20 protein-coding genes are annotated in these 13,000 nt (G+C 67.7%); 12 read left to right on the top strand and 8 right to left on the bottom strand.

Features of this window, described 5'->3' with window-relative positions; genetic code table 11:
- Positions 1-19: 19 nt before the first annotated feature.
- A complete protein-coding gene (locus ACT9F5_RS03280; protein ID WP_445118498.1) occupies positions 20-607 on the bottom strand; it encodes a DUF1579 family protein in 588 nt (195 codons plus the stop codon).
- A gap of 143 nt (positions 608-750) precedes the next feature.
- Between ACT9F5_RS03280 and ACT9F5_RS03275 the strand changes: the two genes are divergently transcribed.
- Positions 751-1,236, top strand: a complete 486-nt coding sequence (locus ACT9F5_RS03275; RefSeq protein WP_445118497.1) for a YciI family protein — start codon at positions 751-753, stop codon at positions 1,234-1,236.
- 143 nt (positions 1,237-1,379) lie between these two features.
- Here the strand turns inward: ACT9F5_RS03275 and ACT9F5_RS03270 are convergent, their stop codons facing one another.
- The gene (locus tag ACT9F5_RS03270) at positions 1,380-2,429 is read right to left on the bottom strand and encodes an ornithine cyclodeaminase (RefSeq protein WP_445118496.1); all 1,050 of its coding nucleotides are present in this window, start codon (positions 2,427-2,429) and stop codon (positions 1,380-1,382) included.
- A gap of 144 nt (positions 2,430-2,573) precedes the next feature.
- On the opposite strand from ACT9F5_RS03270, the gene ACT9F5_RS03265 reads away from it, so the two are divergent.
- Complete coding sequence (locus tag ACT9F5_RS03265; protein ID WP_445118495.1) at positions 2,574-2,993, top strand: Lrp/AsnC ligand binding domain-containing protein; 420 nt, start codon at positions 2,574-2,576, stop codon at positions 2,991-2,993.
- A gap of 27 nt (positions 2,994-3,020) precedes the next feature.
- On the opposite strand, the gene ACT9F5_RS03260 is transcribed toward ACT9F5_RS03265, so the two are convergent.
- Positions 3,021-3,563, bottom strand: a complete 543-nt coding sequence (locus ACT9F5_RS03260; protein WP_445118494.1) for a redoxin domain-containing protein — start codon at positions 3,561-3,563, stop codon at positions 3,021-3,023.
- Positions 3,564-3,698: 135 nt separating this feature from the next.
- Here ACT9F5_RS03260 and ACT9F5_RS03255 point away from each other — a divergent pair, with 135 nt between their 5' ends.
- The 3 genes from ACT9F5_RS03255 to ACT9F5_RS03245 all read left to right on the top strand — a co-directional run bounded on the left by ACT9F5_RS03255 (position 3,699) and on the right by ACT9F5_RS03245 (position 6,426).
- The gene (locus ACT9F5_RS03255; protein ID WP_445118493.1) at positions 3,699-4,298 is read left to right on the top strand and encodes a YdeI/OmpD-associated family protein; all 600 of its coding nucleotides are present in this window, start codon (positions 3,699-3,701) and stop codon (positions 4,296-4,298) included.
- A 107-nt stretch (positions 4,299-4,405) separates the two neighbouring features.
- On the top strand, positions 4,406-5,992 hold the full coding sequence (locus tag ACT9F5_RS03250; RefSeq protein ID WP_445118492.1) for an amidohydrolase family protein: 1,587 nt from the start codon (positions 4,406-4,408) through the stop codon (positions 5,990-5,992).
- Between the two features lie 149 nt (positions 5,993-6,141).
- Entirely contained in the window at positions 6,142-6,426 is a 285-nt protein-coding gene (locus ACT9F5_RS03245; RefSeq protein ID WP_445118491.1) for a hypothetical protein, read from the top strand.
- A gap of 38 nt (positions 6,427-6,464) precedes the next feature.
- Here ACT9F5_RS03245 and ACT9F5_RS03240 read toward each other — a convergent pair whose 3' ends face one another.
- The 3 genes from ACT9F5_RS03240 to ACT9F5_RS03230 all read right to left on the bottom strand — a co-directional run bounded on the left by ACT9F5_RS03240 (position 6,465) and on the right by ACT9F5_RS03230 (position 8,184).
- Positions 6,465-7,334 carry a GyrI-like domain-containing protein gene (locus ACT9F5_RS03240; protein ID WP_445118490.1) on the bottom strand — a complete coding sequence of 290 codons (870 nt, stop codon included), beginning with the start codon at positions 7,332-7,334 and terminating at the stop codon, positions 6,465-6,467.
- Positions 7,335-7,414: 80 nt separating this feature from the next.
- Positions 7,415-7,762 carry a hypothetical protein gene (locus tag ACT9F5_RS03235; RefSeq protein ID WP_445118489.1) on the bottom strand — a complete coding sequence of 116 codons (348 nt, stop codon included), beginning with the start codon at positions 7,760-7,762 and terminating at the stop codon, positions 7,415-7,417.
- 137 nt (positions 7,763-7,899) lie between these two features.
- Positions 7,900-8,184 (bottom strand): DUF2218 domain-containing protein, encoded by a 285-nt coding sequence (locus tag ACT9F5_RS03230; RefSeq protein ID WP_445118488.1) that lies wholly within the window; start codon positions 8,182-8,184, stop codon positions 7,900-7,902.
- 351 nt (positions 8,185-8,535) lie between these two features.
- On the opposite strand from ACT9F5_RS03230, the gene ACT9F5_RS03225 reads away from it, so the two are divergent.
- The 7 genes from ACT9F5_RS03225 (at position 8,536) to ACT9F5_RS03195 (ending at position 11,809) form a co-directional block, all read left to right on the top strand.
- Positions 8,536-8,694: a DUF6289 family protein gene (locus ACT9F5_RS03225; protein WP_445118487.1), complete on the top strand. Its 159-nt coding sequence runs from the start codon at positions 8,536-8,538 to the stop codon at positions 8,692-8,694.
- A 214-nt stretch (positions 8,695-8,908) separates the two neighbouring features.
- Positions 8,909-9,433, top strand: coding sequence for a hypothetical protein (locus ACT9F5_RS03220; protein WP_445118486.1), 525 nt, complete (start codon positions 8,909-8,911; stop codon positions 9,431-9,433).
- A gap of 245 nt (positions 9,434-9,678) precedes the next feature.
- Positions 9,679-9,957, top strand: coding sequence for a BrnA antitoxin family protein (locus ACT9F5_RS03215; RefSeq protein ID WP_445118485.1), 279 nt, complete (start codon positions 9,679-9,681; stop codon positions 9,955-9,957).
- 17 nt (positions 9,958-9,974) lie between these two features.
- Entirely contained in the window at positions 9,975-10,325 is a 351-nt protein-coding gene (locus tag ACT9F5_RS03210; RefSeq protein ID WP_445118484.1) for a VOC family protein, read from the top strand.
- A 50-nt stretch (positions 10,326-10,375) separates the two neighbouring features.
- Entirely contained in the window at positions 10,376-10,795 is a 420-nt protein-coding gene (locus tag ACT9F5_RS03205; RefSeq protein ID WP_445118483.1) for a DUF1801 domain-containing protein, read from the top strand.
- A gap of 28 nt (positions 10,796-10,823) precedes the next feature.
- Entirely contained in the window at positions 10,824-11,225 is a 402-nt protein-coding gene (locus ACT9F5_RS03200) for a VOC family protein (RefSeq protein WP_445118482.1), read from the top strand.
- Positions 11,222-11,809 carry a phosphoesterase gene (locus ACT9F5_RS03195; protein ID WP_445118481.1) on the top strand — a complete coding sequence of 196 codons (588 nt, stop codon included), beginning with the start codon at positions 11,222-11,224 and terminating at the stop codon, positions 11,807-11,809. The genes ACT9F5_RS03200 and ACT9F5_RS03195 overlap by 4 nt, the downstream gene beginning before the upstream one ends.
- Positions 11,810-11,822: 13 nt before the next feature.
- Here the strand turns inward: ACT9F5_RS03195 and ACT9F5_RS03190 are convergent, their stop codons facing one another.
- Positions 11,823-12,599 carry a lipoyl protein ligase domain-containing protein gene (locus tag ACT9F5_RS03190; protein WP_445118480.1) on the bottom strand — a complete coding sequence of 259 codons (777 nt, stop codon included), beginning with the start codon at positions 12,597-12,599 and terminating at the stop codon, positions 11,823-11,825.
- A complete protein-coding gene (locus ACT9F5_RS03185) occupies positions 12,596-12,895 on the bottom strand; it encodes a biotin--protein ligase (protein WP_445118479.1) in 300 nt (99 codons plus the stop codon). The genes ACT9F5_RS03190 and ACT9F5_RS03185 overlap by 4 nt, the downstream gene beginning before the upstream one ends.
- Positions 12,896-13,000 lie beyond the last annotated feature (105 nt).

The following is a 13,000-nucleotide window of genomic DNA, read 5'->3' as shown; positions in this document are numbered from 1 at the left end:
GTTCAAGCGCTTCGATGCCTTACCGCCGGGTGTAGGTCATCTCCATCATCTTGTATTCCTTGCCGTCCGGTCCCGGCCCGTACATCTCGAACACCTCGACCGTCGGGCTGGTCCACTTCGTGGTCATGCGCGCACTTACCTCCTGCTTGCTGACCGGGTCGTTCCAGCTTCCGGTGAAGGTGCACGCGCCGGCGTCGTCGCATGTGCCCTCGCTGACCATCAGCCCGGTCGACATGCTGTCGTTCCAGGTCGACCAGTACTTGCCGGTGACGTTGTCGTAGCCGGTCATGCCGTGGCCGGTGAACGGCTGGCCGTGCATCGTCGCCTCGACCTTCTCGGTCATCACCCGGTCGCCAAGGATCATCGAACGGGTGGCGGTGCCGGTTTCGCTGGTCGGCGGCGCGTTCGGGTCCATCCAGCTCTTGATCGCCAAGTCGTAGGTGCCGGCGGTCTTCGCCATTTCGGCGTGCTGCGGACCGGGCGTGCCGGCCTGCTGGTAGGCCTGCATCATCGCCGCCTCTTCGGGCGACATCTCCGGCGGGGCGTCCTGGGCGAGGACGGGGAGGGCGGCGCCGAGCGCCAGTGCGACTGCGAGCGTGCGGATCATCGGTTTCTCCTCTGGGTCGAAAAGCCGGATGGAACCTGTAGCGCAACGCAGTATGCGCGTCGGGTCGGCCATGGGTCGGCCACTTGTCGGTCGGGACGCCGTATCGGGTCTATGCTCCCGTCATCCGCCCACGGGGACCTGCCATGAAGCTCCACACCGCGATTTCACTCTGCGCCGTCCTGGCGCTGTCCCCCGTTTCGCACGCCCGGGCCGACCAAACAGCCGAGCAGGCGCCACCCGCTGCCTACGACGCCGCGCTGGCCGAACACACCGGCGCCGACGACTACGGCATGCGCAGCTACGTGCTGGTGGTGCTGAAGACCGGCCCGACCCCGGTGACCGACGCCGAGGCGCGCAAGGCGATGTTCGCCGGCCACTTCGCCAACATGGAACGGTTGAGCGAGTCCGGCAAGCTGGTCGTGGCCGGGCCGTTCTCGAAGGACCCGGACGGCTGGCGCGGCCTGTTCGTGTTCGCGGTGGACAGCGTCGAGGAGGCCCGCGCCCTGACCGCGACCGACCCGGTGATCGTCAGCGGCGAAATGGTCGCCGAATACCACCCCTGGTACAGCTCCGCCGCGCTGATGCTGATCCCCGGACAGCACGAAAAGCTCGCCCGCAAGAACCCGTAGCCCGGGCTGCTGTCCGACTGGACTTCCCGCGTCGTAGGAGCGGCTTCAGCCGCGATCAGATCTCCGCCACCCCACGCTCTCCAAACAAGAACGCCCGCCGAAATCCCGCGGCGGGCGTTCCTGCATCACGTCGGTCGGGGCGCTTACGCCGCCTGCTGCCGCGCCTTCGTCCCCATCAACTCGCCGAACAGGTCCTTCGGGTCGGCCATCACCGGCACCAGGTCGGTCTTGCTGCCCAGCTTGAGTTCGTTGGCCAGGTCACGCACCAGCCGCAGCGCCGAGTAGTCCTCCAGCGCGAAGCCGACCGAGTCGAAGATCGTGACTTCGTTGTCGGAAGTGCGACCCTCGGCCTCACCCGCAACGACGAGCCAGAACTCGGTGACCTTGAAGTCCGCGGCCATGTGCTGCAGCTCGCCCTCGATCCGGCTCTGCGGCTCGAACTCCACAAAGGTCTTCGTGTTCGCGGCGGTCAGGATCGCCGGGTCCAACTCGGTCTTGCCCGGGCAGTCGCCGCCGACGGCGTTGATGTGCATGCCCGGCTCGATCATGTCGGCGCTGAGGATGGTCGCGTTCTTCTTGTCGGCGGTGACGGTGGTGACGATGTCGGCGCCGCGCACGGCCTCGCGGGTGTCGGCGGCGCGGACCACGCGCAGCTTCGGCGCGGCGCTGGCGAGGTTGGCGGCGAGCTTGTCAGTGGCGGCCGGGTCGACGTCGAACAGGCGCACCTCCTCGATGCCGAGCATGTGGTGGAAGGCCAGCGCCTGGAACTCGCTCTGCGCGCCGTTGCCGATCAGCGCCATCACCTTCGAGTCCTTCCGCGCGAGCTTCTTCGCGGCCATGATCGAGGTCGCGGCGGTGCGGATCGCGGTGGTCATGGTCAGCTCGCTGAGCACGGTCGGCATGCCCGTCTCGACATCGGCCAGCGCGCCGAACGCCATCACCGTCGACAACCCGTGCTTGTAGTTTTCCGGATGGCCGTTGACGAACTTGAAGCTGAATTCCCTGTCGTCGGCGACCGGCATCAACTCGATCACGCCAACGTCGGAATGCGCGGCGGTGCGAGCGGTCTTGTCGAAATCGTTCCAGCGGCCGAAGTCGGCCTCCAGGTAATCCACCAGGCGCGAGAACATCTGCGGCAGGCCGTGGGTGGCGACGATCTTGGCGACATCGTGGGTGGTCAGCAGAGTGGTCATGTGGACTCCTTCCAATGGGGCGACGCGGGCGGCGTCGGCATGGATTCCATTTTCCGGATCAGCGCGTCAGGGCGAAACGGCAGGAATGCGGCGTTTTCACCAGATTCGTGGCAAATTGACAGGCATGGCTGACGGAATGCGCAAATGGACGACCTCGACCACCGCCTGATCGCCAAACTCCGGCACGACGCCCGCGCCCCGGTCGCGAGCCTCGCGCAGGCGCTGGGCGTGTCGCGCGGCACCATCACCAACCGCATGGCCAGGCTCGAACGCGACGGCGTGATCGTCGGCTACACCGTGCGGCTGCGGCCCGATGCAACGCCGGACGAGATCCGCGCCTGGACCAGCCTTGCGGTCAAGGGCAACCAGCATTCGGTTATCCGCGCACTGCTCGGCGAGCCGGGCGTGGCCGAGTTGCACGACACCAACGGCCGCTGGGACCTCGTCGCAGAACTGCGCGTCGGCGACCTGGCCGAGCTGTCGAAAGTGCTCGAACGCATCCGCAAGATCCCCGGCATCAGCAACAGCGAGACCAGCGTCCACCTGCAGACGTTCCGCGGCTAGACGCGATGCCGCGGACGAGCGACGCCGCTATTTCTCCAGCGCCTCGACGGCGGCCAGCATCTCGCGCACGTGGCGGTTGGGGTTGAGGTCCGAGTAGGCCGCGGCGATCGTGCCATCGGGCGCCACCACATAAGAGGTCCGGTCCGCCCACCCGGGCTTTTTGTCCAGCACCGCGTCGTACTCGGCGGCGATCTTCGCACCGGTGTCGGCCGCGACCGGGAACTTGCCGCCGCAGGTTTCGGTGTTGCTGGAGAACTCGGCCAACTGGTCGACATTGCCGGCGGTGACGCCGATCACCGACGCGCCGTGCGCCTTGAACTTGTCGACCGCCTGCGAAAACAGCGCCGCCTCCACGTTGCAACCCGGCGTGTTGGCCGCCGGGAAGAAATAGACCACCACCGGCCCCTTCTCCAGCGCATCGGCCAGCTCGAAGGTGAACGCCTCGCCCGCCAGGTAGGCCGGCGCGGTGAACGCCGGCGCCTTGTCGCCCGGCTTGAGTTCGGCGAAGGCGGGGTTGGCGAATGCCGCGGCGCAGATGGCGCCGAGCACGGCAAGCTTGAGGTGTTTCATGGCAACGCTCCTGATTGGTGGGGGCAGGCGCCGCGGAGCGGCGGGGTCCATGCTACGCCCCGCGCGGGGTTAACCTCGCACCCACGCGCCGCTGCATCCCGCCACGCGTCGCCGACCTGACTGCCCGGAGGAGCCATGCCCACGACCGACCCGCGCATCGACGCCTACATCGCACGCCAGGCGGACTTCGCAAAACCCATCCTCGAAGAACTGCGACGCCGCGTGCACGCCGCCTGCCCGACGGCCGAGGAAGCGATCAAGTGGGGCGCGCCGGCGTTCACCTACAACGGCAAGCTGCTCGGCATCATGGCCGGCTTCAAGCAGCACGCTGCCTTCAACCTGTGGCACGGCAAGCAGGTGGTCGACGCGGACAGCGCGGCGCAGGACGGCATGGGCCAGTACGGCCGCATCGCCGCATTGAAGGACCTGCCCGGCAAGCGCGAGACCACAGCCCACATCCGCGCCGCGATGGCGTTGATCGACGCCGGCACCACCGCTCGCACCGCCAGCAAGCCCAAACCGCCGCCGGAAGTGCCGGACGACCTCGCCAGGGCGATGGCCGGCAACAAGGCCGCCCGGGCCACCTGGGACGCTTTTACCCCCGGCAAACGCCGCGACTACGCCGACTGGATCACCGGGGCCAAGCGCGACGAGACCCGCGTCCGTCGCGTCGCCCAGTCGGTCGAGTGGCTGGCGGAAGGCAAGGTCCGGCACTGGAAGTACCAGGACTGCTGAACGATGCACGTCCGGTCCGATGACCGACTTTGGACACTGCGTCACGGTGACCCGTCCGCAGCGGTCGGCTAACGTGGCCGACAGGCATTCCGAGGGAGGCAACGACGATGCGGGAACCGGGCTGGTCCAGGCGCGAGGTGCTCGGTGCGATGGCGGCGGGAACCGCGTGTGCGCTGGCACCGAAGATGCTCCATGCACGGCCGGCGTCGGTAGCGAACACAGGCCTGCTGCTGCGCGACGTGTTGCTGGTCGACGGCAGCGGCAAGCCGGGACGGCGCACCGATGTGCTCGTCCGCGGCGATCGCATTGAACACACCGGTGCCGTGTCCGACGGCGAGGCACGCGGACTGCGCATCATCGACGGTGGCGGCCGCGTGCTGGCGCCGGGTTTCATCGACCTGCACACGCACGGCAATCCGCTCGAGGAGGCGTTCACGCCGTTCCTCGCGATGGGCGTGACCACGGTGGTGCTGGGCCAGGATGGCGGCAGCCCGGCGCTGCCGGACACGCATCGCAAGCCCGACAGCCTGTCGTCATGGATGGATGCCGTGGGTCGCGCCACCCCGGACATCAACGTCGCCACGCTGTCCGGCCACGGCGCGTTGCGCCGCCGCGCCGGCATCGACGACGGCATGCGCCGGCCATCGGATGCACAACTGGCGCGGATGCAGTCGATCCTCGAACACGACCTGCGCGCCGGCGCATTCGGCATGTCGAGCGGACTGGAGTACGTGCCGGGGCGCTATGCCGAGCCGCGCGAACTCGCCAGCCTCGGCTCGGTGATCGCGCGCTTCGAGGGCGTGGCGATGAGCCATATGCGCTCGGAGGATGCTGGCGACGTGCGCGATTCCATCCGCGAACTGGTCGCGGCCAGCGGCCCGGCACGCGCCCACGTCTCGCACTTGAAGATGGTCTACGGCAATGGCGAAGTCGCGGCGGAAAAGTTGCTGGCCTTCCTGCAGACGTTGCGCGGGCCAGGCCAGCCACTGACCGCCGACGCCTATCCCTACGAAGCCAGTTACACCGGCGTGTCGATCCTGTTCCCCGAGTGGGCGTTGCCGCCGACCGACTACCCCGGCGTTCTGCAATCACGCCGCGACGAACTGCGCGCCTACCTGCAGCAACGGATGGAAAAGCGCGGCGGTCCCGGCGCGCTGCTGTTCGGTACCGGACCCCATGCCGGCCGGACGCTGGCGCAGGTGGCGGGGCAACGCGACCTGCCGTTCGCCGAGTTGCTGATGGAGATCGGCCCCGACGGCGGAAAGGCCGCGCATTTCGTGATGGACCGAGTGCTGCAGGATCGGCTGCTGCTCGACCCACGCGTGGCGGTCGCCTCCGACGGGTCGCCGGGCGGCAGCCACCCGCGATCGGCCGGCACGTTCGCCAAGTGGATCGAAGAGTTCGTGGTCAACGATCCGCGGGTTTCAGTGGAGGAGGCGGTACGCAAGGCGACCAGCCTGCCGGCCTCGATCCTCGGCCTGGACGACCGCGGCACGATCCGCCCCGGCGCGAAGGCCGACCTGGTGCTGTTCGACCCGGCGAGCGTGCGGGCGCGTGCCGACTACGTGAACCCGACCGCCCACGCCGAAGGCTTCGACCTGGTGGTGGTGAACGGCCAGCCGGCTTACGAGGCCGGCGAGCCGGTCGGGCGTTCGGGGCAGCTACTGCGGCGCGGTGGCGAGGTCTTCCTGTAGGAGCGACCTGTAGGAGCGACGTGAGTCGCGATCGCACGGCGATCCCGGGTGGCGAGGCGATCGCGACTCACGTCGCTCCTACAGGGGCGGAGGGAAGATGACCCTCCGCTCATTGCATTGGCGCCTGCGCCAAAGCCACGGAGGATCCCATGACCCCATCCGTCCCCCCGGTGCATGACCCGCGCGACATCCCCGGCCAGGTTCCCAACCCCGTCCGCGATCCGCCACCCGACCGTCCCGTCGATCCCACTCCGGACCGCCCCGTGGACCCCGTGCCCGGTCGCCCCGGGAAGCCGATCATCGACCCCACGCCGGGCCAGCCCGGACAACCCGAAAAGCCCATCGTTGACCCGACGCCAGGCAACCCTTCGGACCCCGACGCGCCGCCACCCCTGCGCGGCACCGGCGGGCCGGGACCGCGGCCGGAGCACTGACGGTTGCTTCAGTTACGCCGGCCGCGTTTTTACCGCACCTATCGCAGCGGCAGGCACACCGCCGTGCGCCACTCCGACGGCGGCAGCCGGCGCCAGTCATTGAGGTACTCCTCCACCATCGGGCCGTCGCCGGCCTCCTCACCGCTGCCCGGCAGCCACTCGCCGAACAGCCAGCGGTACGGGTTGGGCAGTTCGGCATAGGGCCCGGTGTGGACCAGCACGGCGTAGCGGCCGCCGGGGATGCGCGCATGCCGCACCGCGCCTTCCAGCGCCACGTCCGGCCCGATCTGGATGCAGGCATCCGAGCGCCGGTCCGCCTCGTCGGTGGTGTCCGGGTCGTCGTGGTACACGCCGAACGAGCGCGTTTCCGCGATGCCATGCCCGGCAGCCCAGGCGCCGAGTTTGTCGAAAGTGGTGCCGATCTGCTCGTAATCGCCGTGGTGCGCCATGGCGGCGACGTCGATGTCGGGGCGGGTCTCGATGGTGACCTGGTATGCGTGGGTGTCCATGTGTCTGTCCTCTTGCTGCCGTGGGTTGGGGACAGGCGGGGCAGACGCGCCCAGCCCGCCGCGGCGGCGGTACTCACCCGGAGGCATGCCATGCGCCAGCACGAATGCGCGGTTGAACGGCGCCGTGGCCGAATACCCGCAGCGCCGCGCGATCGTTGCCAGCGTGGCCGTGCCGTGCAGCAACTCCGACGCGGCGCGGTGCAGGCGCATGCGTCGCAGCGTCTCCGCGACCGTCTCGCCCATCAGCCCGCGATAGACACGGTGGAAATGCCAGGGCGAGAAATGCCCGACCGCCGCCAGTTGCTCCAACGTCGGTGGCTGGTCGAGCCGCCCGGCCATGTGCGCCACCACCCGTTCGAGTCGTGCCGCATGGCCAAGCCGAGTACGGGATTGTTGCATCGCGTGAGTCCTCCTGTTTGCCGCGGGACTATCGTCGCGAGTGCGGATTGACATGGGTTGCGCAGTTGCGTCCCTGGCACTTATTCGAAGATAGCGGCGGCGAGTGCGATGGCGAGCATCACCAAAGCAGGCAGTCCTATGGCGAACAGTTCCAGTCGTCGCGATAGCGAACGCGGCGACGCCAATCGCGAATAACTCACGGCCCCGATCACCACCGCGATCATCGACAACACAAAGCAAACCACCAGCGAGAGGAGCAGTGCGCCAAGCAGGGGCATCCCGCAGAACTCGGCACCCCGTGATGGGTCAGGCTGCAGGAATTCAGCACGCATATATGCGAAGAAGCTGGCCGGGATGAGGACGGACATCGCGCCCAGGATGAGCGACGCGATGCGCCATTTCTGGTGTGTTGGGAAATCAGTGGCCATGTGTGTGACTGGCATCGCCCAACACCACCCGCGTCCTTGCCATGCTTTCTCCTTGTCCGGAACTGGACATCGCGGAGTTTAGCTCCGCCTCGGAGGGCACGCCGCATTTGCGGTGCACTATCGTCTTTACCGCGCAATCAATGCTGCCAGCTGATCTCCAGTGGTTCCTTCGCCATCCGGACGAGGTGATCGGCGACGACGTTTTCCAGCTTGGCCAGCACCTCGGGGTCGTCGGCCTCGACCGTCGCCTGCAACAGCGGGCGGTCAACGCGCAGCACGCAACGTCCGGCCGGGAAGGGGATGACGGCCTGCGCCTCACCCAGCTCGACCTCGAACTTGTGCGCCCAGTGCTTGGCCAGGCGGCTCATCAATTTGGCGGGGCCGAGGACCTCGGCGGTGATGGTGGCTTGGGCGCTCGGCATGAAAGCTCCTTGGAACTGCGTTGTTGAGAACAGTTCGCATTGTCTCCTGCGCCAGCGAGAACAAAATGGCGAGCCGCCACAACACAGGGTTGTGCCAGTGGAACGGCGTGCAATTCAACGGCAGTAACTGTGACGCCCGCCCGGATCAAACGCACGCGTAACGATCCGACGACGGGCGGGTAAGCAGCTGCATCGGACGCTCGGCCGCGCAGGGGATCACAAGCGTCGCCTCGTTGTCGGCCAGCAGGTCGACCGGGTGACGCCATTCATGGAGAACAATCGATGAAGCAGTCGATGCGCTGCGCGCGGTGGTTGGCCTTGGGATGCTTCCTGGTTCTGAGCGGGATGGCGATGAGCACCAGCGCAGGGGTCAGTGCGATCCCGTCGGCCTCGGTGGTGTATTACGACGACGCAGGCAACGTGGTGGGCGTGCGGATGTGGGGCTGCGGCGATCCGGGCTGGGGCGAGGTCACCCTGCGGTCGAAGTACTACCCGGGCTGCATCATGTAGTTGCGACCCGACCTGTTGACGGCGCACGGCCCGGCAAACGCCGGGCCGTGTTGCACGCGACCTCCTGACGTATCCTGCGGACTGCGCCACGCAACCGCAGGGCAGGGGGCCCGAACGTGGCAGACGCAGACTCCGCACCGGGCACCGACACGGCCGCCAACACCGGCATAGGGCGCTTCCTTACCGCCACCTGGTTCAGTTGAAAGGAGAGGTAATGGAAAGCCAACCACCGCCAGGCGGGCGTGACTGGGACAACATCCGGTTCGGCTCGCGCAGCAATCGGCCGGCCGAGGAGTCGGCGGAGGACCGCGCGCAGTCACGGTTCGTGATCGGGATTGCGATATTCCTGACTGTCGCCCTCGCGTATCCCTGGTACTCGTACTGGGTCAGTGCCCGCATCACCGCCTACGGCTTGCAGGTGATGGCCGAGCAACTCGGGCAGGAGTTGAAGCAATCCGAAAGCGAGGCCCGCCGCCAGCGAGTGGCGAGCACTCAGGCACAGGCCGCCGCGGAAAACCGACGTCAGGTTGCGGCAGTTCGGGTGGTCGGCGCGACCCGCACCCGCAACGGCCCGGTGGTGATCGTCCGGCTGGGCGATGCCACTACCGGCGAGGCGCGGGGTCGCATCTGCGTGCAAGCCGAGGCGCTGTTGAAAGAATCACTCGACGGAGAGTCAGTGAGGGTGCAGATGCACCGGGGCAACCAACCGGCGCTGGACGCGGGGCGGATCCGCTGCTGAGTTGCAGATCAGGCGACCTGGTTCGATGTCGCCAAGGCACGCGGCAAAGCCATCTGACACGATCCCCCACGCTCCGGCCGTCCCACGGCACCGGAACACGCCACACGGACGCGGCGGAGCACTTTCGCGCCCGGCACTGGGCCGGGTGCATCAATGACAAGGAAAGTCATGAGCCACATCCCTTCGTCCTTTTCGCTACACGCCACGCGGCGCAGTCCACCACATCTTCAGCATGAGAAAAGCCAATGAACGCGAGCAAGCCCGCATCGGCCCGTACCTTGAAATCTGATCTCAAGCGGGTGGATGCATACAGGCCAAAGGCCGACGATTACACGGAACTCCCCGAGTTGACGGATGCCATGTTGAAGCGGGGCACCATCAAGCGGGCCGGCCGGCCGGTGGCAACCAATCCACGACGGCAGGTCACGATCCGCCTGCCGGAGTCCGTCCTCGCCGCATGGAAGGCTACCGGTCCAGGTTGGCAAACCCGGATGGCGGACCTGATCGGAAAGCAGGCACCGTAAAAGGTCAGGAGAGCACCATGCAAGTCCAGCGAATCGTCGCCAACATCACCACCACCGATGTCGCCAGGGCCGATGCGTTCTACCGCGACCTCCTGGGCCTTGACCTGGTCATGGACCACGGCTGGCTACGCACGTATGCCTCGTCGGCACGGATGACGGTGCAGGTGGGTGTCGCCAGCCAGGGCGGCTCCGACACGCCGGTGCCGGATCTGTCGATCGAAGTGGACGACCTGGCGGAGGCATTGCGCCGGGTGGAGGTCGCTGGTATCCCGATCGAATATGGTCCGGTCGAGGAGCCTTGGGGTGTGCGGCGGTTCTATGTCCGCGATCCCTTCGGCAAGCTGGTCAATATCCTGATGCACCAGTAGCCGGACGCGTGTTCTGACCCCCTCACTTTTCGACCCGCACCGAGTCGCCCATGGCTGAAAACAAGACCCAAGCCACTTCCGCGTCCGTCGAGGACTTCCTCGCCCAGGTGCCCGACGCGGCGCGCCGTGCTGATTGCCAGGCGGTCGCCGCGATGATGCAGGCCGCGACCGGCGAGGCCCCGGTGATGTGGGGCGGCAGCATCGTCGGCTTCGCGCGTTATCGCTACCAGTACGCCAGTGGGCGCAGCGGCGACTGGCCGATCGTCGGGTTCTCGCCGCGCAAGAACGACCTGACGCTGTACCTGATGCCGGGGTTCGACGGGCGCGAGGCATTGCTGGCAAGGCTTGGCAAGCACAAGACAGGCAAGGCCTGCCTGTACGTGAAGCGCCTGTCCGACGTGGACGCGTCGGTGCTGCGCCAACTCATCGATGCGTCGGTGGAGGCGATGGCGGCGGATCGGGTGGCGTAGTGTATCCACGACGAATCAGGAGCAAACCATGGCAAAAGTGACCGGCATCGGCGGCGTGTTCCTCAGGTGCAAGGGCGACAGCAAGGCGCTGGCCGCGTGGTACGAGCAGCACTTGGGCATCCCGCTGGAGAGCTGGGGTGGGGCGGTGCTCAAGTGGCCCGAAGACACCGCCAGCGACGGCGGCCTGACCGTGTGGAACCTGGCCGAGCACGACAGCACGTGGTTCGCGCCGAGCGAGTCGGCCTTCATGATCAATTACCGGGTCGACGACCTCGACGGGTTGCTCGCGCAGTTGCAGGCCGCCGGCATCGCGGTGGTCGATGGCCCGCAGTCGCACGAGAACGGCAAGTTTGCGTGGGTCATGGACCCGGACGGCAACAAGGTCGAGCTGTGGGAGCCGATGGCCTGGGACGAGAAGAACAAGAGGTGAAGCAACACGCCGCTCGCTTCGCCTCGGTGCTGATCCATCCCGCCGTGGTGATGTCGGCTGCGGCGGCCATCGCCGCAGGGGCCACCCAGCGGGGCGGCGATGTGGTGTGGCAAGCGCCGGCGGTCGCGGTGGCGGCCGCCGTGGTGGTGATGCTTTACAGCGCGTGGCAGGCGCGGTCCGGCCGCTGGTCGCACATCGACGCTTCGCAAGGGCACGAGCGGTCCCAGCTCAACCGGTTCGCGTCGTGGGTGTTGCTGGCGCTGGCGGCGCTGCTTGCGGCAACCGGGGCACATCCCGGCATCGTCATCGCGATTGCGCTGTCGGGGTTGATCGTACTGATCGCCCATCTGTTGCGCGGTCGGCTGAAAAGCTCGCTGCACGTGGCGTTTGCCGCTTTCGCGACCTGCCTTGTCTGGCCGCATCCGTGGGCGTTCGCCGCATTGCTGTTGGCCACGGGGGTGGTGGCGTGGTCGCGGCTCGTGCTGCGCCGGCACGGCGTGTCCGAGTTGATCGTCGGTGCGGTGATCGGCCTGGCCTGCGGCGGGCTGAATGGTCTGCTTGTCGCGGCCTTCGCGTCCGCCTAGCTGCGAAAGGCGTTCAGGGCACCAGCCCGGTCCACGCCGGCGTCGTGAACTTGCCGGCGGCGAGCGCCTCGGCGCGTTCCAGTTCCGCCGGGCGCAATGCATCGCGGGTGCCGCCGTGGCGTTGCGTGAACACCTGCAGCATCCGCTCGATCACCGCCTCGCGCGGCAGGCCGGTCTGGCTGCGCAGCGGGTCGACGCGCTTGTTGGCACTGGTGGTGCCCTTGTCGGACAGCTTCTCGCGGCCGATGCGCAGCACGTCGAGCATCTTGGAGGCGTCGATGTCGTAGGCCATGGTGACGTGGTGCAGCACCGCCTTGCCGCGGCGCGCCTGGGCGGCACCGGCGATCTTGCCGGCGGCGGAGGTGATGTCGTTGAGCGGCTGGTACCAGGCATCGATGCCGAGTTCGGCGAGCGCGGCCAGCACCCATTCGTCCATGAAGGTGTAGGCCTGCTCGAAGCTCATGCCTTCGACCATCGAGAGTGGTGCGAAAATCGAGTAGGTGATGGTGTTGCCGGGCTCGATGAACATCGCGCCGCCGCCGCTGATGCGCCGGACTACTTCGATGCCGTGGCGCGCGGCGGCCCCGGCGTCGACCTCGTTGCGCAGCGACTGGAAGCGGCCGATCACCACCGCCGGGCTGGCCCATTCCCAGATGCGCAGGGTCGGCGGACGCCGGCCGGAGGAGACCTCGTCGGTCAGCACGTCGTCCAGCGCCATGTGCAGCGCGGGCGGTTGCGGCGCGGTGTGGATGACCTGCCAGTCGTGGTCGGCCCAGCTGCTGCGGGTCATGGCGCGTGCTCCGTCGAGGCGGAATCCAATGCCCGGCGCACCGCGATCGCGACACCTTCCGGGGTGATGCCGTAGAGGCTGACCTCCGGGCCGAGCGCATTTTCCACCGCCTCGGCAAAGTGGCGCTCGTCGCGGTCGGCAGGCAGGCCGAGCAGGGCGGCGTTGATGGTGTCCAGCGCACTGTCCGGTTCGAGGAAGAAATCGCCGCTCACCTGGACCACCGCCAGCCGGCCGCCGACCACCTCCAGATCGACCACCACCAGCTTTCCTCCCGGAACCTTGTACTCACCGTGCATGCGCGCCTCCTGTTGGTGGCCATGCTACCGGGGCGGCGCTTTCGGCACGATGGCGACGCGGCAGTCCCCGTGCCGCACGTCGAACGGCCAACTTTGGACACTGCC

The sequence above is a fragment of the Lysobacter sp. F6437 genome, from assembly GCF_052547215.1.
The sequence above is the reverse complement of the archived record's forward strand: the minus strand, read 5'-3'. Positions and strand labels throughout refer to the sequence as shown.

Coding starts and splice junctions, on each gene's coding strand:
- ACT9F5_RS03215 (WP_445118485.1), top strand. CDS start 9,679: ATGAACGCGAGCAAGCCCGCATCGGCCCGTACCTTGAAATCTGATCTC.
- ACT9F5_RS03185 (WP_445118479.1), bottom strand. CDS start 12,895: ATGCACGGTGAGTACAAGGTTCCGGGAGGAAAGCTGGTGGTGGTCGAT.
- ACT9F5_RS03245 (WP_445118491.1), top strand. CDS start 6,142: ATGACCCCATCCGTCCCCCCGGTGCATGACCCGCGCGACATCCCCGGC.
- ACT9F5_RS03190 (WP_445118480.1), bottom strand. CDS start 12,599: ATGACCCGCAGCAGCTGGGCCGACCACGACTGGCAGGTCATCCACACC.
- ACT9F5_RS03250 (WP_445118492.1), top strand. CDS start 4,406: ATGCGGGAACCGGGCTGGTCCAGGCGCGAGGTGCTCGGTGCGATGGCG.
- ACT9F5_RS03200 (WP_445118482.1), top strand. CDS start 10,824: ATGGCAAAAGTGACCGGCATCGGCGGCGTGTTCCTCAGGTGCAAGGGC.
- ACT9F5_RS03260 (WP_445118494.1), bottom strand. CDS start 3,563: ATGAAACACCTCAAGCTTGCCGTGCTCGGCGCCATCTGCGCCGCGGCA.
- ACT9F5_RS03270 (WP_445118496.1), bottom strand. CDS start 2,429: ATGACCACTCTGCTGACCACCCACGATGTCGCCAAGATCGTCGCCACC.
- ACT9F5_RS03275 (WP_445118497.1), top strand. CDS start 751: ATGAAGCTCCACACCGCGATTTCACTCTGCGCCGTCCTGGCGCTGTCC.
- ACT9F5_RS03230 (WP_445118488.1), bottom strand. CDS start 8,184: ATGCCGAGCGCCCAAGCCACCATCACCGCCGAGGTCCTCGGCCCCGCC.
- ACT9F5_RS03265 (WP_445118495.1), top strand. CDS start 2,574: ATGGACGACCTCGACCACCGCCTGATCGCCAAACTCCGGCACGACGCC.
- ACT9F5_RS03225 (WP_445118487.1), top strand. CDS start 8,536: ATGAGCACCAGCGCAGGGGTCAGTGCGATCCCGTCGGCCTCGGTGGTG.
- ACT9F5_RS03220 (WP_445118486.1), top strand. CDS start 8,909: ATGGAAAGCCAACCACCGCCAGGCGGGCGTGACTGGGACAACATCCGG.
- ACT9F5_RS03240 (WP_445118490.1), bottom strand. CDS start 7,334: ATGCAACAATCCCGTACTCGGCTTGGCCATGCGGCACGACTCGAACGG.
- ACT9F5_RS03210 (WP_445118484.1), top strand. CDS start 9,975: ATGCAAGTCCAGCGAATCGTCGCCAACATCACCACCACCGATGTCGCC.
- ACT9F5_RS03255 (WP_445118493.1), top strand. CDS start 3,699: ATGCCCACGACCGACCCGCGCATCGACGCCTACATCGCACGCCAGGCG.
- ACT9F5_RS03235 (WP_445118489.1), bottom strand. CDS start 7,762: ATGGCCACTGATTTCCCAACACACCAGAAATGGCGCATCGCGTCGCTC.
- ACT9F5_RS03205 (WP_445118483.1), top strand. CDS start 10,376: ATGGCTGAAAACAAGACCCAAGCCACTTCCGCGTCCGTCGAGGACTTC.
- ACT9F5_RS03280 (WP_445118498.1), bottom strand. CDS start 607: ATGATCCGCACGCTCGCAGTCGCACTGGCGCTCGGCGCCGCCCTCCCC.